Consider the following 20,796-nt stretch of genomic DNA (forward strand, 5'->3'; position numbering starts at 1 on the left):
AGAGACAGTAGGTAAGGCACACGTGAGCGAACTGCGGTTGATGGCGGTGCACGCGCACCCCGACGACGAGTCGAGCAAGGGTGCGGCCACCACGGCCAAATACGCGGCCAACGGCGCCCGGGTCATGGTCGTGACCCTGACCGGGGGCGAGCGCGGCGACATCCTCAATCCGGCGATGGACCTACCCGAGGTGCACGGCCGGATCCACGAGGTCCGTCGCGACGAGATGGCCAAGGCCGCCGAGATTCTGGGCGTCGAGCACCACTGGTTGGGGTTCGTCGACTCGGGGCTGCCCGAGGGTGATCCGCTGCCGCCGCTGCCCGACGACTGCTTTGCGGTGGTGCCGATCGAAGAGCCCGTCCGCCGGCTGGTGCGGGTGATCCGCGAGTTCCGGCCGCACGTGATCACCACGTACGACGAGAACGGCGGTTACCCGCACCCCGACCACATCCGCTGCCACCAGGTGTCGATGGCCGCCTACGAAGCGGCCGCCGACCATGTGCGGTTCCCCGACGAGGGCGATCCCTGGAGCATCTCGAAGCTGTACTACGGCCACGGCTTCCTGCGCCGGCGCATGCAGCTGCTGCAGGACGAGTTCGCCAAATACGGGGAAGTCGGGCCGTTCGAGAAGTGGCTGCAGCACTGGGACCCCGACCACGATCCGTTCGCCAACCGGGTGACCACCCGCATCGAGTGCGCCGACTTCTTCGAGCAGCGGGACCAGGCGCTGCTGGCCCACGCCACGCAGATCGACCCGAACGGCGATTTCTTCCGCGCGCCCATCGAATGGCAGCAGCGGCTATGGCCGACCGAGGAGTACGAATTGGCCCGATCCAGGGTTCCGGTGACGTTGCCCGAGACCGATCTGTTCACGGGAGTATCACTGTGATTTCTGTTCCGCTCACCATCCTGCTGGCCGAGGGCCCACGCCAGACGGGTCCCGACTTCGGCAAGGCCAGCCCCGCCGGGCTCGTGATCACGCTGGTCCTGTTGATCGCCGTCGTGGCCCTGGTCTGGTCGATGAACCGGCACCTGCGCAAGCTGCCCGAATCCTTCGACCCCGCGCATCCGGAACCGGATCAGGCGGTCGACGACGGCACCGTCGGTGGCGTGTCGCCGGAGGCTCCGGCGGCCGATGCTGGGCGCGAGGATGCGGACAAGCCAGAAGCTGGGTCAGACTCGAAGGATGGCAACCTCTGATGTATCGGGCTCTTCATCGCGGCTCGTACCTCGCCGCTTGATCGGCGCCCGGTGAACACCCTCGCCCAGGCCACCAGCCCGTACCTGCGCCAGCACGCCGACAACCCGGTGCACTGGCAGCAGTGGACACCGGAGGCGCTGGCCGAGGCCGCGCGACGGGACGTGCCGATCCTGTTGTCGATCGGCTATGCGGCGTGCCACTGGTGTCACGTGATGGCGCACGAGTCCTTCGAGTCCGCGGACGTTGCCGCTGTGGCCAATGCCGGTTTCGTGTGCATCAAGGTCGACCGGGAGGAACGTCCCGACCTCGACGCGATCTACATGAGTGCCACCGTCGCGATGACCGGACAGGGCGGCTGGCCCATGACGTGCTTCCTGACGCCCGACGGCCGGCCCTTCTTCTGCGGCACCTACTACCCGAAAGACAGCTTCCTGCAGCTGCTTTCGGCGGTCACCGACACCTGGCAGAACCGGCGGGACGAGGTGGAGAAGGCGTCCGACCAGATCGCCTCCGAGCTGCGCAAGATGTCGTCCGGACTGCCGTCGGGTGGACCGGTCCCTTCGCCCGAACTGTGCGACCACGCCGTTGCCGCCGTGCTGCGGGACGAGGACACCGACAGAGGTGGCTTCGGCACCGGCTCTGGGGCTGCACCCAAGTTCCCGCCCTCGGCATTGCTGGAAGCTCTGCTGCGGCACTACGAACGCACCGGGTCCGGTCTGGATGCGGTGGAGCGTACGTGCGGCGCCATGGCGCGCGGCGGCATCTACGACCAACTGGCCGGCGGCTTCGCCCGGTACAGTGTGGACGCCTCGTGGGTAGTGCCGCATTTCGAAAAGATGTTGTACGACAACGCTTTGCTGCTGCGGGTATATGCGCACTGGGCGCGACTGACCGGAAACGCCTTGGCGCGCAAGGTCGCCGAGGAGACAGCGCGGTTCATCATCGACGACCTCGGTGCCGGCGGCATGTTCGTCTCGTCGCTGGACGCTGACACGGCCGGACATGAGGGCCTGACCTACGTGTGGACGCCCGCGGAGCTGGTCTCCGTGCTGGGGGACGACGACGGACACTGGGCCGCTTCGCTTTTCGAGGTCACCACTGCCGGCACGTTCGAGCCCGGCAGTTCGGTGCTGCAGCTGGCGGCCGATCCCGACGATGCCGCACGCTTCGAGCAGGTCCGCGCGAAACTGATGGCGGCCAGGGCGCTGCGGCCGCAGCCGGGTCGAGACGACAAGGTCGTCACCGCCTGGAACGGCTTCGCCGTCACCGCTCTCGCGGAGGCCGCCGTCGCGCTCGGGAAGCCCGAATTCCTCGACGCGGCAACGGGTTGTGCCCGTGGGCTGCTGGACCTGCATCTGGTCGACGGCCGGCTGCGGCGAGCCAGCCTGGGTGGTGCGGTCGGGGACAGTGCCGGAATTCTGGAGGACTACGCGGCCCTGGCGACGGGCCTGCTGACGCTGTATCAGGTCACCGGCGATCAGTCCTGGCTCGACGCCGCGCAAGCGCTCCTGGACACCGCGCTGACGCACTTCACGGATCCGGACCAGGGCGGCCGCTGGTTCGACACTGCCGATGACGCCGAGGCCTTGCTGGTGCGTCCCTCCGACCCGGTCGACGGCGCGACGCCGTCGGGCGCCTCGTTGGTCGCCGAGGCGCTGCTGACCTTTGCCCACCTGGCTTCTGAGCCGGAGCGGTATGTCGCCGCCGCCGCTGCCACGCTGGCGTCGGCGACCCCGATCCTCGCCCGCTCGCCGCGGGGCGGCGGCCACTGGCTGGCGGTCACCGAAACGGCAGTGCGCGGACCCATCCAGATCGCGGTGGTCTGCACCGACCCGGAATCGGAATTGCTCAGTGCGGCACGCAGGTTCGCGCCGGGCGGAGCGATCGTCGTCGGTGGTCCGGAAGGGTCGTCGGCGTTGCTGGACGGACGCGGCCCGGTGAACGGTCAGGATGCCGCGTACGTCTGCCGCGGACAGTTGTGTGACCTCCCGGTGACGACGCCGGGGGATCTCGCCGATGCGCTCGGCGTGGCCGTGTAGCGTGCGGCGCATGCCGAGCGCCGAGCAGATCACCAAAAACGTCAACCGCTACCTGGACCTCGTCGACGTCGCCGATGCAGACGGGATCGCGGAGCTGTACGCCGTCGACGCCGCCATCGAGGACCCGGTCGGCGGTGAGGTGCACGTCGGCCGTCAGACGATCCACGGCTTCTACTCGAACATCGCGGGCACCAAGAACTCCCACGAGCTGCACACGCTGCGGGTCTGCGGCCATGAGGCCGCGTTCTACTGGAGCCTGACCGTCAACAGCGCCATGCGCATCGACATCATCAGCACCATGAACTTCGACGCCGAGGCCAAGATCACATCGATGAAGGCGTACTGGGGCCCCGCGAACGTCACCCAGTTCTAAGCGATTTGTGCACGATTCGGGCCGCTCACCGGACTGAATCGCGCACAAATCACCCGGAGAAGACCGCGAACCACATCGCGATGTAGTGGCAGATGGCCGCCACCGCGGTGCAGGCGTGGAAGAACTCGTGGTGCCCGAACGTCCGCGGCCACGGGTTGGGCCACTTGAGCGCGTAGAGCACGCCGCCGATCGAGTACAGCGCGCCGCCGACGATCAGCAGCACGACCGCGGTGACGCCGGCGCCCTCCAGGATCGGGCCGATGAACCAGGCCGCGACCCAGCCCAACAGGATGTAAAGCGGCACTCCGAGCCAGCGCGGCGCCGTCGGCCACAGCATCTTCAACGCCACCCCGGCCAGGGCGCCGCCCCACACGATCCAGAACAGCAGCCAGCCGTCGGCGTGCACCGCCAGCAGCGCGAACGGCGTGTAGCTGCCGGCGATGAAGATAAAGATCATGGAGTGGTCGAGGCGCTTCATCCACATGCGCGCGTTCGGTGACTTCCACGTCACCCGGTGATACGTGCCGCTGACGGCGAACATCGCCACGATGGTGAAGGTGTACAGCAACGTCGCCAAGCCGGCGCGAGTGCCCTGCAGGGCCCACGACACCGAAACCAGTGCGGCGCCGGCAACGAACGCGACCACGGCCGAGTACACGTGGATCCAGCCGCGGGCCCGGGGCCTGCCCAGGATTTCGACGACGCTTTCGACCATCACATCGGGCAGCGTTTCCGAGTGCCGAAGTACCGCGGCCGCACGGTAGGGCTTGGTGGTGTTCGAGGCCGTGTTCGACGATATCTTCCCCGGGTCGGCGGCAGCCGGACCTGTATTGCTCGGAGCGGTCAACGTTCCTCCACTAACACCCATGGGATACCCAGAAGTCCACAGTAGTCTGGTTTCTCGTGGACATCATTCCTCCGCGCCTCAAGGAACCGGCGTACCGGCTCTATGAGCTGCGGCTGCGTCAGGAGCTAGCGCACTCGAAAGCGCAACTGCCACGCCATATTGCGCTGCTGTGCGACGGAAACCGGCGCTGGGCACGTGAGGCAGGTCACGACGACGTCAGCTACGGCTACCGCATGGGCGCCGCCAAGATCGCCGAGGTGCTGCGCTGGTGCCAGCAGGCCGGCATCGAGATGGCGACGATCTACCTGCTCTCGACCGAGAACCTGCAGCGCGACCCGCAGGAGCTGGAGCCGCTGATCGAGATCATCACCGACGTCGTCGAAGAGATCTGCGCGCCCGACAAACACTGGACCGTTCGCACCGTCGGCGACTTGGAACTGCTGGGTGAGGAACCGGCCAAACGACTGCGGGACGCCGTCGAGTCGACGACCGAGCACACCGGCGCCGGCTCCTTCCACGTCAACGTCGCCGTCGGCTACGGCGGCCGGCAGGAGATCGCCGACGCTGTCCGCACCCTGCTGAGCAAGGCCCTGGCCAACGGCGCGACGGCAGAGGAGCTCATCGAGGCGGTGACCGTCGACGCCATCTCGGAGAACCTCTACACCTCCGGCCAGCCCGACCCCGACCTCGTCATCCGCACTTCGGGGGAGCAGCGGCTCAGCGGATTCCTGTTGTGGCAGAGCGCTTATTCGGAGATGTGGTTCACCGACGCACACTGGCCCGCGTTCCGGCGCGTGGACTTCCTGCGCGCACTGCGCGACTACACGCTGCGCAACCGCCGCTACGGAAAATAGCGTTCGTGCCAAACTGAAGACATGGCTGCGCTGTCGGCAGTGGTCTTCGCCCTGAGCTGGTGGCTTGGGCTGTACCTGCTGGCGCGCGATCCCCGTAAGCCGATCCTGGCGTGGTCCGCGGTCGGGTTGTGCAGCTTCGCCGTTGTGGTCGCCGTCGACGCGATCCGGCTGGCCGGCCACTCACCGACCGGTCCGCTCAGTCACGTCGAGGCGTATCTGGCGGTGCTGCCCGGCATCGCCTGGCTCACCGTGCTGCTCGAACTGGCCCGGCCGGTCGATACCGCGCGCAGCCGATGGGGCGCCCTTGTCGTGGCTGCGGTGGCAGCCGTCGCGTTGGTCGGGGCCGGGCTCTCCGGCGGTGTGCATCCGCCGCTGCGGCCGGGGCATTGGGTGATGGTCGCGGCCATCGCGCTATCGGCGTTCGGGGCCCTCGTGCTGGCGGTGCGACGGCTGCGCCGCGGTGCGTCGTCGCGCAAGATCGTCGCGCCCGTGGTGGCGGCGACGTTGTTCTTCGGGCTCGGCAACGCGATCCTGCTGATCCCGCTGGGGCTGCTGCCCAGTTGGTTGGTGCTGGCGTCCGCGGCCTTCGACGTGCTGCTGCTCGGTATCGCGGTCGCATGGTGGGACGCCTTCGACGAAGGACAGGCCCTGCGTGCCGGCATGCGCCGCTCGTTGGTCGGCAGCATGGCGGTGTCGGTGCTGTTCGGCGGTCAGGTGCTGATCGGGCTCGCGGTCACCGACAAGCCTCTGGCGCTGATGGTGCTGCTGTTCACGAGTCTCGCGGTGGCCATCGCCATCAACGTGCTCGCTGATCCGTTGTCCGGACTGCTGGACCGGCTGGCGTTCTCCGGAGAGCCGGATCTGCGGGCAGACCGCGCCGCACTGCGTCGCACCGAGGCGGCGCTGCCGCTGCGCGCCACCAACCCGCTGGACCACGTCGATGACGAGACTTTCGTCCGGCTGACCCGTCGCGCGCTGGGCCACTACGCCGACCTCTCCAAGCTCGTCGCCTCCCCGCTGACGACGCTGCCGGTGATCGACGACAGATTGGCCCGCCGCGGCGCGCCGGACCAGCCGTTGGAGCGCGCCAACGAACTCAAGGATTTGCTGGCTGATCGCATCGCGGCGCTCAAGCCGCGTGATGGCGGCGACTTCGGCACCACCGAGCAGTGGCGGCACTACAACTCGCTGTACTTCCCGTACGTCGTCGGGGTGCGCGCCTATGCGCAGAACGCCACCGCGGCGGGGCTGGACCCCGTGGCGCGCCAGGCGTGGCAGTGGTTCGTCACCGAGGTGCCGCAGCGGTCGCTGCACAACTGGCAGAACGCTGCCGCCCGGGTGATCGCCGCCGACTTGCGCGGGACCCCGGTGTCCACGTTGGGCTAGGGCGTGTCTGACAAATGGGGTAGCCACAGGGTGACCGCTCTCAGGACTGCTGCGGCGCGGTAGACGATGGCGAGCTTGTCGTAGCGGGTGGCCAGTCCGCGCCATTGCTTGACGTCATTGAAGTTGCGTTCAACGACGTTGCGGCCCTTGTAATCTTGGGCGTCGAAGGCCGGGGGCCGGCCGCCACGGCAGCCCCGTCGTTTCCGGTTGGCGACCTGATCGGAAGGTTCCGGGATCACCGCGCCGATCCGGCGTCGCCGCAGCAAGGTCCGGGTGGCTCGACTCGAATAGGCCTTGTCTGCGCGGACGCGATCGGGGCGGGTGCGGGGCCGTCCGCCGCCGGGGCGGTCGACTCGCAGATGGGCGAGCAAATGCTCGAACACCGGGCCATCGTGGGATTGACCGGCGCCCACGAGCACCACCAACGGCCGCCCGCGACCGTCGACCAGATGGTGAATCTTGCTGGTTAACCCACCGCGGGAGCGGCCAATACCGTGGTCAGGCGGCTCGATCGCCAGATTCGTGTAATTCGACCCAGCCCCCTGTGTCACGGGTGAGGTTCGTGGCGTGCTGATGCGCGCGAGCGATCGTGGAATCGACCGCCACCGCCCAATCGATCATCCCGGCCTCATCAGCGGCCGCCAGCAACCGGGCCAACACCGCATCCCAGGTACCGTCGGCGCTCATCCGCCGGTGCCACGTCCAGATCGACTGCCACGGACCGAACACCTGCGGCACGTCACGCCAGGCAATGCCACACCGGTACCGGTAGATGATGCCCTCAACCATCGACCGAGCATCCTGGAAAGGTCTGCCCCGCTTACCCGTTCGAACCGGAAGCAGATCCTCGATCAACGACCACTGGGCATCGGAGAGCAATTGGAACCGCGACATTCCTCAAGTCTCAGGCACCACACCTGAAACTTTTGTCAGACACGCCCTAGCCCGCGTCGGGGCGCTGACCTGCGTTTGGCAGTCCCTGGCAGTAATCGGCAGTGTTTTGTACAGACCGGGCAGCTCGGTCCGAGCAGTGTCATGGGTGTCCCCCAACCGGCACCGCAAGGAGCGACCGCCATGACCGCAATCAACCCCGGACTCCACACCCGACCACTGTCCGACAGTTCCGATTCCCTGCTCCGTTTCGCCCTCCGGGTCGACGGCACGCTGTGCGCGCTGACCGGCCTGCTGATGGCATTCACCGCGGATCCGCTGTCCCGCTTATCGGGGCTGTCGGCGACATCCGAATGGATCATCGGCGCGGTGCTGGTTGCGTGGGGGGTCGCCCTTTATGTCATGGCCGCAGTGCCCAGGATTCGGCGCGTCGGGACCGGCGTGCTGATCGGCAATCTCGTCGCCACCGTCGCGGTGCTCGGCGTGCTGGCGTCCGGAGTGCTTCCGCTGACCGCCGCGGGCAACGTCCTGGTCCTGTCGGTCATGGCCGTCGGGCTGGGCTGCGCCTGGCTGCAGTACCTCGGAGTGCGCCGTCTGGCGTGACTCCTTTCCCGCCGGGCGGGGGCGTCGCTGACAGAGGTTGCAGTTGACGTCCCCGCGCCGGCCCTCTCCAGCGATTTGTGCACGATTCGGTGCGCTCAGCGGACCGAACCGTGCACAAATCACCAACCCCGAAAGGAAACCTCATGACCACCATCACCTCACCCGTTCGCGTCCGGTCCGACCGTCTGCTGCGCCTGGCCCTGCGCGCCGACGCCCTCATCAGCGGCGCCGGTGGCGTCATCATGGCGGCTGCGGGCGGCGCCGTGGCGTCGGCGTCCGGCATTCCGCAGTCGGCCGTCGATGTGCTGGCCGCGGTCCTCGTCGGCTATGGCGTCGGCGTCTATGGGCTGTCGACCATGGCCGCCGTGCGACGCCCCGGCATCGTCATCGCGATCGGCAACGTCGGCTTCACCATCGCTGCGATACTCGCGGTCGTCGACGACGTCTGGCCGCTGACGACGACGGGCGTGGCGATGATGATCGTCAGCGCGGTCTACACACTGGCGATGGCGGAGTTGCAGTACGCCGGCGTCCGCCGCGCCTGATTCTCTGGGGATTTGTGCACGATTTTCCGCGACGGTCGCGGAAAATCGTGCACAAATCGCTGCCTAGAGCTTGCGGAGGCGCAGGCGGTTGATGGAGTGGTCGGCGTCTTTGCGCAGCACCAGGGTCGCGCGCGGCCGGGTCGGCAGGATGTTGTGGATCAGGTTGGGCAGGTTGATGGACTGCCAGATGTCGCGGGCGGCGAAGATCGCCTGCTCGTCGGTCAGGGTCGAGTAGTGGTGGAAGTGCGACTGCGGGTTCGAGAACGCACCGGCGCGCATCGCCAGGAACCGCGACACGTACCACTGCTCGATGTCCTCGATGCGGGCGTCGACGTACACCGAGAAGTCGAAGAGGTCCGAGATCATCAGGGCCGGCCCGGTCTGCAGGACGTTGAGACCCTCGATGATGAGGATGTCCGGGTGCCGGACGACGATCTTCTCGCCCGGCACGATGTCGTAGATCAGGTGCGAGTACACCGGGGCGGACGCCTGGTCGGCGCCCGATTTGACCGCGGTGACGAACCGCATCAGCGCCCGGCGGTCGTAGCTCTCGGGAAAGCCCTTGCGGTGCATGATCTTTCGCCGCATCAGCTCGGCGTTGGGATACAGGAAACCGTCGGTGGTGACCAGGTCGACGCGCGGGTGGTGGCCGAACCGGGCGAGCAGCGCCTGCAGCACACGGGCGGTTGTCGACTTGCCGACGGCGACGCTGCCGGCCACGCCGATGATGAACGGCACCGGGCGGTCCGGGCTCTGCTGCGGTTCGCCGAGGAACTCGGAGGTGGCCGCGAAGAGGCGCTGCCGGGCGGCGACCTGCAGGTGGATCAACCGGGCGAGCGGCAGGTAGACCTCTTCGACTTCCAGCAGGTCGAGTTGCTCGCCCATACCGCGCAGGCCCAGTAGCTCGTGAGCAGTCAGTTTCAGGGGAGTCGCCATACGCAGTGCGCGCCATTGGCGCCTGTCGAACTCGACGTACGGACTCGGCTCGCTCGGCCGCGGCATGTGCTCAGTCTTGCAGTAATTGCCGGGCGGTGAACGCGGGGGTACCGGCTAACGTGGGCGGGTATGAGCACTGGGCATATCGCGATGCCGGTTCCCGACACCGCCGCCGAAGGGTTGATCCGCGACTACCTGCTGCTCGGTCTGCGGTTCGACCGCATCGAGGAGGGATACGTCGACTCGTTCACCGGGGACCCCGCGCTGCGGCGCGCGGTCGCCGACGAGCCCGCGCCGGACCCCGCGGCCCTGGCCCGGCAGGCACGCCGCTTGCACGACGAGGTCGACGGCTCCGGGCTGAACTCACAGCGCGCGGACTATCTCAAGGCTCATCTGCGGGCCCTGGACTGCGCGGGTCGCAAGTTCGCGGGGGCGGACGTCGGCTTCGTCGACGAGGTCCGCGACTACTTCGACGTCTCGATCGCCAAAGGTGACGAGGACCGGTACCGCGAGGCACACCGGGCGCTCGACGAAGCGCTGGGCGGCAGCGGCCCGCTGGTCGAGCGCATGCAGGCCCACCGGTCAGCCGAAGAGATTCCGGCCGAGCGCCTCGAGGAGTGCATCTACGCGTTCTCGTCCGCGCTGCGGGACCGGGTCCGTGCCGACTTCCCGCTGCCGGACACCGAGACCATCAACTACGAGATCGTCACCGACAAGCCGTGGTCCGGATTCAACTACTACGAGGGCAATTACCGGTCGACGGTCGCGGTCAACGCGGACCTCAAACAGCAGATGTCGAACCTGCCGCGGCTGGTGGCGCACGAGTCGTACCCGGGTCACCACACCGAACACTGCCGCAAAGAGTTCGGGTTGGTGGCCGGTCAGCATCAGGCCGAGCAGACGATCTTCCTGGTCAACACCCCGCAATGCCTGATGGCGGAGGGGCTCGCCGACCTGGCTCTCTACGCCGCGATAGGTCCGGACTGGGGCAGTTGGGCGTCCGAGATCTACAACGATCTGGGCCTGCGTTTCGACGGTGAACGCGCAGAAGCGATTTCGTCGGCCACTGCCGCGCTGGCAGATGTCCGCCAGGATGCCGCGCTGATGCTGCACGACGAACATCGCGACCCCGACGACGTCGTCGCCTTCCTGCAGCGCTGGCTGCTGACCGGCCCGGAACGGGCCCGGCAATCCATGAGGTTCCTGTCGTCGCCGCTGTGGCGGGCGTACACGTCGACCTATGTCGAGGGTTACCGGTTGCTGCGCGGCTGGCTGGACGCCCGGCCGCACGACGTCACCCTCACCGCGCGGTTCGGCCGCCTGCTCGACGAGCCGCTGATCCCGTCGAGCCTGCGCGCCGCCTGACCTGGTCGGGTCGTCTTGGGGTCACAAACCCCCGCCTATTAGGCTGAACGCATGACCTTGGATTCGACTGTGTCAGGCGCTTCTGGCGCTTCCGGCCTGAGTGCCGGCTACGCCGCCACCGCCAGCGAGGCCTACCAGGCGGCGCTGCGGGTCATCGAGCAGGTTGAGCCCCGCGTTGCTGACGCGACCCGGAAAGAGCTTGCCGACCAACGCAGTTCGCTGAAGCTGATCGCCAGCGAGAACTACGCGTCGCCGGCGGTGCTGCTGACCATGGGCACCTGGTTCTCCGACAAGTACGCCGAGGGCACAGTCGGGCACCGGTTCTACGCCGCGTGTCAGAACGTCGACACCGTCGAGGCCCTGGCCGCCGAGCACGCGCGCGAGCTGTTCGGCGCGCCGTACGCCTACGCGCAGCCGCACTCGGGCATCGACGCCAACCTGGTGGCGTTCTGGGCCATCCTGGCCACCCGCATCGAGGCTCCCGGCCTCGCCGAGCTCGGCGCCAAGCACGTCAACGACCTGTCCGAAGAGGACTGGGAGAAGCTGCGCCACAAGCTGGGCAACCAGCGCCTGCTGGGCATGTCGCTGGACACCGGCGGCCACCTCACGCACGGCTTCCGCCCCAACATCTCCGGCAAGATGTTCCACCAGCGCAGCTACGGCACCGATGCGCAGACCGGCCTCATCGACTACGACGCCGTCGCCGCTGCCGCCCGCGAGTTCAAGCCGCTGGTGCTGGTCGCCGGCTACTCGGCCTACCCCCGCCGCGTGAACTTCGCCAAGATGCGCGAGATCGCCGACGAGGTCGGCGCCACTCTGATGGTCGACATGGCGCACTTCGCCGGCCTGGTCGCCGGCAAGGTCTTCACCGGCGACGAGGACCCGGTGCCGCACGCCCACATCACCACCACGACGACGCACAAGTCGCTGCGCGGCCCGCGCGGCGGCCTGGTGCTGGCCACCGAGGAATACGCCCCGGCCGTCGACAAGGGCTGCCCGATGGTGCTCGGCGGCCCGCTGTCGCACGTCATGGCCGCCAAGGCTGTTGCGCTCGCCGAGGCCCGCCGGCCCGAGTTCCGGACCTACGCACAGAACGTCGCCGACAACGCCAAGGCGCTGGCCGAAGGCTTCCTCAAGCGCGGCGCGACGCTGGTCACCGGCGGCACCGACAACCACCTGGTGCTGCTGGACGTGCAGTCGTTCGGCCTGACCGGCCGGCAGGCCGAGTCGGCGCTGCTGGACGCCGGCGTCGTGACCAACCGCAACTCCATCCCGCACGACCCGAACGGCGCCTGGTACACCAGCGGTATCCGCTTCGGCACCCCGGCGCTGACCACGCGCGGCTTCGGCGCGGACGAGTTCGACAAGGTCGCCGAGCTCGTCGTCGACGTGCTCAAGAACGCTTCGGCCGACGCCGGCCCGAACGGGCCGTCCAAGGCCAAGTACACGCTGGCCGACGGCACCGCCGACCGCGTGCGCGCGGCATCGGCCGAGATGCTCGACGCCAACCCGCTGTACCCGGGTCTGACGCTCTGAATTTTCGGCGCCGAGCGTGGGGCCTGTGACCGCGAAATCGCGAGATTTCGGTCACAGGCCCCACGCTCGTCGCGTATTGGTTACGTTTCGGCGGGCCTGATTTCAAAAACATGTGAATTCGGGTTACAGTTACTTTTATGGCTGAGAAACCGGTTGCCAACGCACTGACCCTCGAGCTCGAGCCCGTGGTGGACACCGAGCTGTCCCGGCACCTCGCGACTGAGGAAGCCTGGTACGCCCACGACTACGTGCCGTTCGAGCAGGGCGAGAACTTCGCCTTCCTCGGCGGCACGGACTGGGATGCCTCGAGCGTCACCCTTCCCAAGCCTGTCACCGATGCGCTGGAAATCCTGCTCATCACCAAGGACAACCTCGCGGGCTACCACCGTGAGCTGGTCGAACACTTCATCCTCGAGGACAAGTGGGGCCGCTGGCTGGGTCGCTGGACCGCCGAGGAGCACCTGCACGCCATCGCGCTGCGCAACTACCTGGTGGTCACCCGCCAGATCGACCCGACCGCCAACGAGGACGTGCGTGTCGAGCACGTCATGAAGGGCTACCGGGCCGACAAGCTCAGCCAGATCGAGACGCTGGTCTTCATGGCGTTCTTCGAGCGTGCGCACGCCGTCTTCACCCGCAACCTGCAAGCGCAGATCGAAGAGCCCGTGCTCGCCGCCATGGTCGGCCGCATCGCACGTGACGAGGAGCGGCACGAGGAATTCTTCGCCAACCTTGTCGGGCACCTGCTGGAGACGCACCGCGACGAGACCATCGCCGCCATCGCCGCCCGGGCCGCGGCCATCGAGGTCATCGGTGCGGACATCGACGCCTACCAGGACAAGGTCCAGGTCGTTGCTGACGCCGGCATCTTCGACGCCGCCGCGCTGCGCACCGTCATCTCCGACCGCATCAAGGCGTGGGGCCTCAGCGACGAACCGTCGCTCGCCCAGTTCATCTAGACGTCACAAAACAGTCACGGCGCGCCGTCAGCGTGGGGCGGCCGCCGGGAGTAGCGTCGCCGGTGATGGCTAGCGAATTGCTCTGCTATCCGGGCGGCACCCAAGTGTTAGGGGCCGGTCCCGGCCCAGGTACCGCTGCGTCCACCGAAGAGCTCGTGTGGGGCCGCACGGGCCGAGGAGCGCCACGTGTCTGATTCGCAGGTCCGTACTTATGTGCTCGACACCTCCGTGCTGTTGTCCGATCCTTGGGCCTGCACGCGTTTCGCCGAGCACGAGGTGGTTGTCCCCCTGGTGGTCATCAGTGAACTGGAGGGTAAACGTCACCACCATGAACTGGGATGGTTCGCACGCCAGGCCCTGCGCATGTTCGACGACCTGCGTTTGGAACACGGACGGCTGGACCAGCCGATTCCTGTTGGGACACAAGGCGGTTCGCTCCAGGTTGAGCTGAATCACATCGATCAGTCCGTGCTGCCGTCCGGATTCCGTACCGACACCAACGACCACCGCATCCTGGCCTGTGCCGCCAACCTCGCCGCCGAAGGCAAGCGAGTCACGTTGGTCAGCAAGGACATTCCGCTGCGGGTGAAGGCCGGAGCGGTGGGCCTGCTCGCCGACGAGTACCACGCGCAGGACGTCGTCACGTCCGGCTGGACCGGCATGACCGAGATGGACGCCACGCCGGAAGACATCGACATGTTGTTCGCGGACGGCGAGGTTGACCTCCCTGAGGCGCGGGATCTGCCGTGCCACACCGGAATTCGGCTGCTGGGTGGGACCTCCCACGCGCTGGGCCGGGTCAACGCCGAGAAGCGGGTGCAGCTGGTCCGTGGTGATCGCGAAGTGTTCGGCCTCCGGGGAAGGTCAGCCGAACAACGCGTCGCCCTCGATCTGCTGCTCGACGAATCCGTCGGCATCGTCTCCCTCGGCGGTAAGGCGGGCACCGGCAAGTCGGCGCTGGCGCTGTGCGCCGGTCTGGAGGCGGTGCTCGAGCGGCGCACCCAGCGCAAGGTCGTGGTGTTCCGGCCGCTGTATGCCGTTGGCGGACAAGACCTCGGCTACCTGCCGGGCAGCGAGAGCGAGAAGATGGGTCCGTGGGCGCAGGCCGTCTTCGACACCCTCGAAGGACTGGCGAGTCCGGCGGTGCTGGAAGAGGTGCTGTCCCGCGGAATGCTGGAAGTGCTGCCGCTGACCCACATTCGCGGCCGCTCGCTGCACGATTCCTTCGTCATCGTCGACGAGGCGCAGTCACTCGAACGCAACGTCCTGCTGACCGTACTGTCCCGGCTGGGCTCCGGCTCGCGGGTGGTGCTGACGCACGACGTCGCCCAGCGCGACAACTTGCGCGTCGGTCGGCATGACGGTGTCGCCGCGGTGATCGAGAAGCTCAAGGGCCACCCGCTGTTCGCGCACATCACCCTGATGCGCAGCGAGCGCTCGCCGATCGCAGCGCTGGTCACCGAGATGCTCGAGGAGATCACCCCCGGCACCCTGCCGTGACGTGGTTGTCGAGGATGACCTTGCCGACAGTCTCTCCGGACTCCAGTAGCCGGTGAGCTCGTCCGGCATCGGATAGCGGTAGGACGGTGTCGACCACCGCGCGGATGGCCTTTGTCTCGAACAAGGGCAGCACCTCTCGGATGACACCGGCGACGATTGCGGCTTTCTGATCGGCTGGGCGGGCCCGCAGCATCGTGGCGGTGACGCTGGCTCGCTTGGCCATCAGGAGGCCGAGATCCAACATGGCCGGGGCCGTGGAACCGCCGATGACCACCAGATGCCCGTCCGGCGCCAGGCTCTCGACGTTGCGCGCCAAGTAGTCCGAGCCCACCACGTCGAGGATGGCGTCGACACCGCGGCCATCGGTGGCGGCCAGAGTGGCGGCGACGAAATCCTCGCTGCGGTAGTTGATCGCCCGCCGCGCGCCGAGATCGCGTCCAGCGCGGGCCTTGTCGTCGCTGCCGGCGGTGGTGATGACGTCAGCGCCGATCGCGGCGGCCCACTGGATGGCGAAGGTGCCGATGCCGCCCCCGGCGCCGTGGATGAGCACGCTCTGCCCTTCGGCGAGTCCGGCGACCATGGCGAGGTTGGAGTACACCGTGCAGGCCACCTCAGGGATCGCGGCGGCCTCGATCATGCTCAACCCTGCTGGGATCGGCATGACCTGGGTGGCGCGAACCGCGACTTGGTCGGCATAGCCGCCGCCGTCGAGCAAGGCGCACACCTCGTCACCCGGCGACCAGCCGGTGACTCCTGCGCCCACCGCGAGGATCGTTCCCGCGCATTCCAATCCGAGTGGGCGCGGCGCCCCAGGCGGCACCGGATACCGCCCGCGCAGCTGAAGCAGATCGGCGTTGTTGATCCCGGCCGCCACGACCCCGATCACCACCTCGTCCGGCCCGGGAAGCACGGGGTCCACCGGTTGCCATTGCAGGACGTCTGGGTCGCCGGGGTGGTCGAACAGCACTGCTGAGGGCATGCGAAGTGTCCTTACCTGGTTGAGTGGCTAGGCCGCGGCTGCGGCGCGATCGATCGCCCAGCGGGCGATGCTCTGGGCATATCGCGGGGTCTCGACGCGACAGTGGCGCCCCGAGGCATCCTGACGGGCCGCGGCCGCCTCGGCAAAGGTCTGCCCGTGCTGGGCGATGAAGCCGAGGAAGTGCTCGGTCGGGTGTGAGGTGACCGTGTTGGTGTAGCGGCAGAGGTCACCGCCGACCTGCTCCATCTGTAGCTCCCAGATGACCTGCGTGCTGGTCCATCCGAGCGGGGTCAACACATCGGACAGCGATACCATTCGGCAGTAGTGCGGCTCGGCGACCTCGAACCGATATTGCTGCACCACCAATCCGGTGCCGATCATCTCCACGTTGATCGACATCGGCGTGCCATCGTCGTCGACGGTGTAGCCGGCTGCCTTGTGGTCGCCAGGGGCACAGCGCTGATATTCGTGTGTAGGAAGTGTTTTCAGCCACCGCGCGATGTCGACGTGATCGAACGGCGCCTGCACCTCGGCCGTGAACACCGCATGCGACAAGATCAGATCCTCGCGAACCGTCGTACTCATGAACTGCTCCTTCATTCCGATGTCGTGTGGTCAACCTTGCTCGACCAGAAGCTCGGTCACCACGCTGCTAGCCCTACATGTGGCGGTGGTGCTAGCGCCCACAAACGCCCATGCCAGGGACCACTCAGCCGCGGCCGCTAGAATTTCTCCTGTGCCGCGCCGACCCGACAGCCTGTCCTGGGCCTATTGGCGGACCGTGCTCGGCGTCTGCGCCGGTATCACCATCGTCGTGGTGGGTTGCGAGACCGGTCACGTCGCCAAGGCCGACGAGGTCGACTGCAGCAAGTACAAGTGCATTGCGCTCACGTTCGATGACGGGCCCAGCCCGTACACCGACCGGCTGCTGAAAATCCTGAAGGACAACGACGCCAAGGCGACGTTCTTCGAGATCGGTAACAAGGTCGCGGCCAACCCGGCCGGCGCCAAGCGCGTCGTCGAGGCCGGCATGGAGCTCGGGCAGCACACCTGGGAACACCCCAACATGACGACCATTCCGCCGGAGGACATCCCGTCACAGCTGTCCAAGGCCACTGACGCCATCGAACAGGCCACCGGCCAGCGGCCCAAGCTGTTCCGCACCGCAGGCGGCCTGATCAACGATGCCGTGCTCGCCGAGGCCAAGAAGCAGGGCCTGGCCGACATCAACTGGGACGTCATCCCGTTCGACTGGGCCAACGACTCCAACACCGCGGCCACCCGATACATGCTGATGACACAGATCAAGCCAAATTCGGTGGTGCTGTTTCATGACACCTATTCGTCGACTGTCGATCTCGTGCAGCAGTTCATCCCGGTGCTCAAGGCCAACGGCTACCACATGGTGACCGTCAGCCAGATGGTCGGCCACCGAGAGCCGGGCACCAGCTACGGCAGCCGCGAGAACGGGCCGCCGGTCAACGATCTGACCGACATTCCGCCGGCCGAGATTCCGACGCTGCCCAACACCCCCTCGCCGGCCCCGATGCCGAACATCCCGATCACGGACATCCCGGGCGCCAACTCCGGTGGCGTGAACAACGGGCAGTAGCTGATTGCCGTCAGACTAGGCAGTGGGGAAGCGGTCTCCGATCGCATCGAGCATCGCCATGATGCCGGCGATCCGCTTGCGCAACACGTCGCGATGCTTGTCGGCGCCCTGCTTGGCAGCCCGTCGCTCGGTCGCCGCCAGATGCGAATTCAGTTCGGCCAGTTCGTCTTCGAGCAGTTCGATGAACAGCCGGGCCTGCAGCACGTCGGCATTTCGTTGACCCGGCGAGGTCGTCACCAGTTTGAGGACATCGGCCTGGGGTTTGGGCGGCGGCTCATCGGCATGCGTGTGGGGCAGGTGATAGCGCCCGTGCACCATGCATGGGACGGCGTCCAGCCGGGCACCTCGATGGGACTCGGTGAGGTCGGCCGTCATTGCCACACAATCGCAAATGCATCGGTCGATTACCGTTTCCCGGCAGTATCCGTCCAGTAAGGAGCTGTTCACATTCGCTTCACCTGCGATGTGAAATGCGCCCGAGGCGCAACCTCGGACTGCTCGGCCCGGCCTCACGTTCATCCTGGGGCCTGGGTCTTCGCTACTCGAACTTCGTGACCATCAGCGCAGGGTCAACAACGCCACAAGTCATTCGCTTGTCGAGTGCCCAGCGGGCGGAAGAACGCGAAAACCCCCCCAAAAATCGGTGATTTCTTGGGGGGGGGTGACGCCTGCTCGTGCAGAGAAAACTACTCGCCGTCCTTCACCTTCGCCATGGCCAGCACGTCGAGGCGCTTGTCCAGCTCGGCCAGGGAGAGGTTCTCGCCGATCAGGCCGCGGTCGATGACCGTCTGCCGGATGGTCTTCTTCTCCTTGAGGGCTTCCTTGGCGACCTTGGCGGCCTCCTCGTAGCCGATGGCCGAGTTCAGCGGCGTCACGATCGACGGCGACGACTCCGCCAGCGTGCGCAGGTGGTCCTCGTTGGCGACGAGGCCGTCGATGCACTTGGCGGCGAACAGCCGGGACACGTTGGACAGCAGCGTGAAGGACTCCAGCACGTTGCGGGCCATCATCGGGATGTAGACGTTCAGCTCGAAGGCGCCGGACAGGCCGCCGACGGTGACGGCCGCGTCGTTGCCGATGACCTGCGCGGCGACCTGGGTAACCGCTTCGGGCAGAACAGGATTCACCTTGCCCGGCATGATCGAGCTACCCGGCTGCAGGTCCGGCAGCTGGATCTCGCCGAGGCCGGTCAGCGGGCCCGAGCCCATCCAGCGCACGTCGTTGGCGATCTTGGTCAGTGACACCGCGATGGTCTTCAGCGCGCCGGACGCCTCGACGAGCCCGTCGCGGGCGGCCTGGGCCTCGAAAGAGTCTGTGGCGGTGCGCAGTTCGGCGATGCCGGTCTGGTTCACCAGCACCTCGACGACCTTGGCGCCGAAGCCGTCAGGGGCGTTCAGTCCGGTGCCGACGGCGGTGCCGCCGATGGCCAGTTCACCCAGGCGGGGCAGCGTCGCCTTGACGCGTTCGATGCCGGCCTCGATCTGGCGGGCGTAGCCACCGAACTCCTGGCCCAGGGTGACGGGCACCGCGTCCATGAGGTGGGTACGACCGGACTTGACGACGGTGCGCCATGCGCGGGCCTTGTTGGCCAGCGATTCGTGCAGCACCTCCAGCGCCGGGATCAGGTGGCGCACAGCAGCTTCCGTCGCCGCGATGTGCGTGGCGGTGGGGAAGGTGTCGTTGGAGCTCTGCGACATGTTGACGTGGTCGTTGGGGTGGACATCAACGCCGTTGCGCGCCGCGATCGACGCGATGACCTCGTTGGCGTTCATGTTCGAGCTGGTGCCCGAGCCGGTCTGGAACACGTCGATCGGGAACTGGTCGTCGTGCAGGCCGTCGGCGATCTCACCGGCGGCGGCGATGATCGCGTCGGCCTTCTCGGGGGCCAGCAGGCCCAGGTCCTTGTTGACCTGTGCGCAGGCGCCCTTGAGCAGACCCAGCGCACGGATCTGAGTGCGCTCGAGGCCGCGGAACGAGATCGGGAAGTTCTCCACCGCCCGTTGCGTCTGCGCGCGCCACAGGGCGTTGATCGGCACCCGGACTTCGCCCATGGTGTCGTGCTCGATCCGGTACTCCACTTCGACAGCGTTGTCGGACATGTGCTCCCTTTTGTTGAGGTGAACGGAAATTACGGCAGGGGGTACGCGGCGGAGAGGTCTCCGGTGAAGTCCACCGCGGAGTACTCGTTGAGCTTGGACAGCCGGTGGTAGGCCTCGATCATCCGGACGGTGCCGGACTTGGACCGCATGACGATCGACTGGGTGGTGCAGCCGCCGGCGAAGTAGCGGACGCCGTTGAGCAGGTCGCCATCGGTGACGCCGGTGGCGCAGAAGAAGACGTTGTCACCGGCCACCAGGTCTTCGGTGGTCAGGACGCGTTCCAGGTCGTAGCCGCGGTCCAGGGCCCGCTGACGCTCGGCGTCGTCCGTCGGAGCCAGGACGGCCTGGATGGCTCCGCCCATGCAACGGATCGCCGCCGCGGCGATGATGCCCTCCGGAGTGCCGCCGATACCGGCCAGGATGTCGGTCCCGGATTCGGGGCGGCAGGCAGAGATGGCGCCCGCCACGTCGCCGTCGGAGATCAGCCGGATGCGGGCACCGGCCTCGCGGACGTCGCTGATCAGCTGGGCGTGCCGGGGCCGGTCGAGGATGCACACCGTGACATCGGCCACCGACTCGTTGAGCTTCCTGGCGACCCGGCGGATGTTCTCGCCGATGGGCACGGTGATGTCGATGACGTCGGCCGAGTCGGGTCCGACGGCGATCTTGTTCATGTAGAACACGGCCGACGGGTCGAACATGGTGCCGCGCTCGGATACCGCCAGCACCGAGATGGCGTTGGGCATGCCCTTGCTCATCAGCGTGGTGCCGTCGACGGGGTCGACGGCGAAGTCGCAGTCCGGACCGTCGCCGTTGCCGACCTCTTCGCCGTTGTAGAGCATCGGGGCGTGGTCCTTCTCGCCCTCTCCGATGACCACGACGCCGCGCATCGAGACCGAATTGACCAGCTCACGCATGGCGTCGACGGCGGCGCCGTCGCCGCGCTCCTTCTCGCCGCGGCCGACCCAGCGGCCGGCGGCCATGGCGCCGGCTTCGGTCACGCGGACCAGTTCGAGTGCGAGGTTGCGGTCTGGGGCTTCCCGGCGCGAAGGCGTCATGCGCAAATTGTCC

The 20,796-nt window shown here is 67.3% G+C and carries 21 protein-coding genes; 13 read left to right on the forward strand and 8 right to left on the reverse strand.

The genetic code is table 11. The features are described 5' to 3' along the window. Positions 1-22 precede the first annotated feature (22 nt). From mca to ACX12F_RS04930, 4 genes are read left to right on the forward strand one after another with little or no spacing between them, the layout of a single operon-like run. On the forward strand, positions 23-889 hold the full coding sequence (gene mca, locus ACX12F_RS04915; protein WP_459368526.1) for a mycothiol conjugate amidase Mca: 867 nt from the start codon (positions 23-25) through the stop codon (positions 887-889). After that, positions 886-1,200, forward strand: coding sequence for a hypothetical protein (locus ACX12F_RS04920; protein ID WP_459368527.1), 315 nt, complete (start codon positions 886-888; stop codon positions 1,198-1,200). The genes mca and ACX12F_RS04920 overlap by 4 nt, the downstream gene beginning before the upstream one ends. 51 nt (positions 1,201-1,251) lie before the next feature. Beyond that, positions 1,252-3,240, forward strand: a complete 1,989-nt coding sequence (locus ACX12F_RS04925; protein WP_459368528.1) for a thioredoxin domain-containing protein — start codon at positions 1,252-1,254, stop codon at positions 3,238-3,240. Positions 3,241-3,250: 10 nt separating this feature from the next. Further along, on the forward strand, positions 3,251-3,613 hold the full coding sequence (locus tag ACX12F_RS04930) for a nuclear transport factor 2 family protein (RefSeq protein ID WP_459368529.1): 363 nt from the start codon (positions 3,251-3,253) through the stop codon (positions 3,611-3,613). A 49-nt stretch (positions 3,614-3,662) separates the two neighbouring features. On the opposite strand, the gene trhA is transcribed toward ACX12F_RS04930, so the two are convergent. Next, complete coding sequence (trhA, locus tag ACX12F_RS04935) at positions 3,663-4,412, reverse strand: PAQR family membrane homeostasis protein TrhA (protein WP_459370241.1); 750 nt, start codon at positions 4,410-4,412, stop codon at positions 3,663-3,665. Positions 4,413-4,516: 104 nt separating this feature from the next. Here trhA and ACX12F_RS04940 point away from each other — a divergent pair, with 104 nt between their 5' ends. Together ACX12F_RS04940 and ACX12F_RS04945 are read left to right on the forward strand one after the other, a co-directional pair. Further along, positions 4,517-5,314: a (2Z,6E)-farnesyl diphosphate synthase gene (locus ACX12F_RS04940; protein WP_459368530.1), complete on the forward strand. Its 798-nt coding sequence runs from the start codon at positions 4,517-4,519 to the stop codon at positions 5,312-5,314. Between the two features lie 21 nt (positions 5,315-5,335). Beyond that, positions 5,336-6,700, forward strand: a complete 1,365-nt coding sequence (locus ACX12F_RS04945) for a hypothetical protein (RefSeq protein WP_459368531.1) — start codon at positions 5,336-5,338, stop codon at positions 6,698-6,700. On the opposite strand, the gene ACX12F_RS04950 is transcribed toward ACX12F_RS04945, so the two are convergent. Further along, positions 6,697-7,594, reverse strand: a protein-coding gene (locus ACX12F_RS04950; RefSeq protein WP_459366735.1) for an IS5 family transposase whose coding sequence is annotated in 2 segments (ribosomal slippage) — positions 6,697-7,249 and positions 7,248-7,594 — 900 coding nt in all. Because the reading frame shifts where the segments join, the coding sequence is not laid out codon by codon here. The genes ACX12F_RS04945 and ACX12F_RS04950 overlap by 4 nt on opposite strands. Before the next feature lie 180 nt (positions 7,595-7,774). Between ACX12F_RS04950 and ACX12F_RS04955 the strand changes: the two genes are divergently transcribed. After that, on the forward strand, positions 7,775-8,194 hold the full coding sequence (locus tag ACX12F_RS04955) for a hypothetical protein (RefSeq protein ID WP_459368532.1): 420 nt from the start codon (positions 7,775-7,777) through the stop codon (positions 8,192-8,194). Between the two features lie 143 nt (positions 8,195-8,337). After that, the gene (locus tag ACX12F_RS04960; RefSeq protein WP_459368533.1) at positions 8,338-8,739 is read left to right on the forward strand and encodes a hypothetical protein; all 402 of its coding nucleotides are present in this window, start codon (positions 8,338-8,340) and stop codon (positions 8,737-8,739) included. A 63-nt stretch (positions 8,740-8,802) separates the two neighbouring features. On the opposite strand, the gene coaA is transcribed toward ACX12F_RS04960, so the two are convergent. Beyond that, positions 8,803-9,741: a type I pantothenate kinase gene (gene coaA / locus ACX12F_RS04965; RefSeq protein WP_459368534.1), complete on the reverse strand. Its 939-nt coding sequence runs from the start codon at positions 9,739-9,741 to the stop codon at positions 8,803-8,805. A 63-nt stretch (positions 9,742-9,804) separates the two neighbouring features. Between coaA and ACX12F_RS04970 the strand changes: the two genes are divergently transcribed. The 4 genes from ACX12F_RS04970 (at position 9,805) to ACX12F_RS04985 (ending at position 15,035) form a co-directional block, all read left to right on the forward strand. Beyond that, positions 9,805-11,040, forward strand: a complete 1,236-nt coding sequence (locus ACX12F_RS04970; RefSeq protein WP_459368535.1) for a DUF885 domain-containing protein — start codon at positions 9,805-9,807, stop codon at positions 11,038-11,040. Positions 11,041-11,091: 51 nt separating this feature from the next. Then, entirely contained in the window at positions 11,092-12,576 is a 1,485-nt protein-coding gene (locus tag ACX12F_RS04975) for a glycine hydroxymethyltransferase (protein ID WP_459368536.1), read from the forward strand. 137 nt (positions 12,577-12,713) lie between these two features. Further along, positions 12,714-13,535, forward strand: a complete 822-nt coding sequence (locus tag ACX12F_RS04980; RefSeq protein ID WP_459368537.1) for an acyl-ACP desaturase — start codon at positions 12,714-12,716, stop codon at positions 13,533-13,535. 186 nt (positions 13,536-13,721) lie between these two features. Further along, the gene (locus ACX12F_RS04985) at positions 13,722-15,035 is read left to right on the forward strand and encodes an RNA 5'-3' helicase PhoH2 (protein WP_459368538.1); all 1,314 of its coding nucleotides are present in this window, start codon (positions 13,722-13,724) and stop codon (positions 15,033-15,035) included. On the opposite strand, the gene ACX12F_RS04990 is transcribed toward ACX12F_RS04985, so the two are convergent. Both ACX12F_RS04990 and ACX12F_RS04995 read right to left on the reverse strand, forming a co-directional pair. Then, complete coding sequence (locus ACX12F_RS04990; RefSeq protein WP_459368539.1) at positions 15,013-16,014, reverse strand: NAD(P)H-quinone oxidoreductase; 1,002 nt, start codon at positions 16,012-16,014, stop codon at positions 15,013-15,015. The genes ACX12F_RS04985 and ACX12F_RS04990 overlap by 23 nt on opposite strands. A gap of 27 nt (positions 16,015-16,041) precedes the next feature. Then, positions 16,042-16,599, reverse strand: coding sequence for a hypothetical protein (locus ACX12F_RS04995; RefSeq protein ID WP_459368540.1), 558 nt, complete (start codon positions 16,597-16,599; stop codon positions 16,042-16,044). A 151-nt stretch (positions 16,600-16,750) separates the two neighbouring features. Between ACX12F_RS04995 and ACX12F_RS05000 the strand changes: the two genes are divergently transcribed. Next, a complete protein-coding gene (locus ACX12F_RS05000; RefSeq protein WP_459368541.1) occupies positions 16,751-17,626 on the forward strand; it encodes a polysaccharide deacetylase family protein in 876 nt (291 codons plus the stop codon). Between the two features lie 15 nt (positions 17,627-17,641). Here ACX12F_RS05000 and ACX12F_RS05005 read toward each other — a convergent pair whose 3' ends face one another. From ACX12F_RS05005 to glpX, 3 genes are all read right to left on the reverse strand, one after another. Next, positions 17,642-18,001 carry a hypothetical protein gene (locus ACX12F_RS05005; RefSeq protein ID WP_459368542.1) on the reverse strand — a complete coding sequence of 120 codons (360 nt, stop codon included), beginning with the start codon at positions 17,999-18,001 and terminating at the stop codon, positions 17,642-17,644. A gap of 311 nt (positions 18,002-18,312) precedes the next feature. Continuing rightward, entirely contained in the window at positions 18,313-19,725 is a 1,413-nt protein-coding gene (locus ACX12F_RS05010; RefSeq protein ID WP_459368543.1) for a class II fumarate hydratase, read from the reverse strand. Between the two features lie 29 nt (positions 19,726-19,754). After that, complete coding sequence (glpX, locus tag ACX12F_RS05015) at positions 19,755-20,783, reverse strand: class II fructose-bisphosphatase (RefSeq protein ID WP_459368544.1); 1,029 nt, start codon at positions 20,781-20,783, stop codon at positions 19,755-19,757. Positions 20,784-20,796 lie beyond the last annotated feature (13 nt).

The sequence above is a fragment of the Mycolicibacterium sp. HS_4_1 genome (assembly GCF_054515875.1).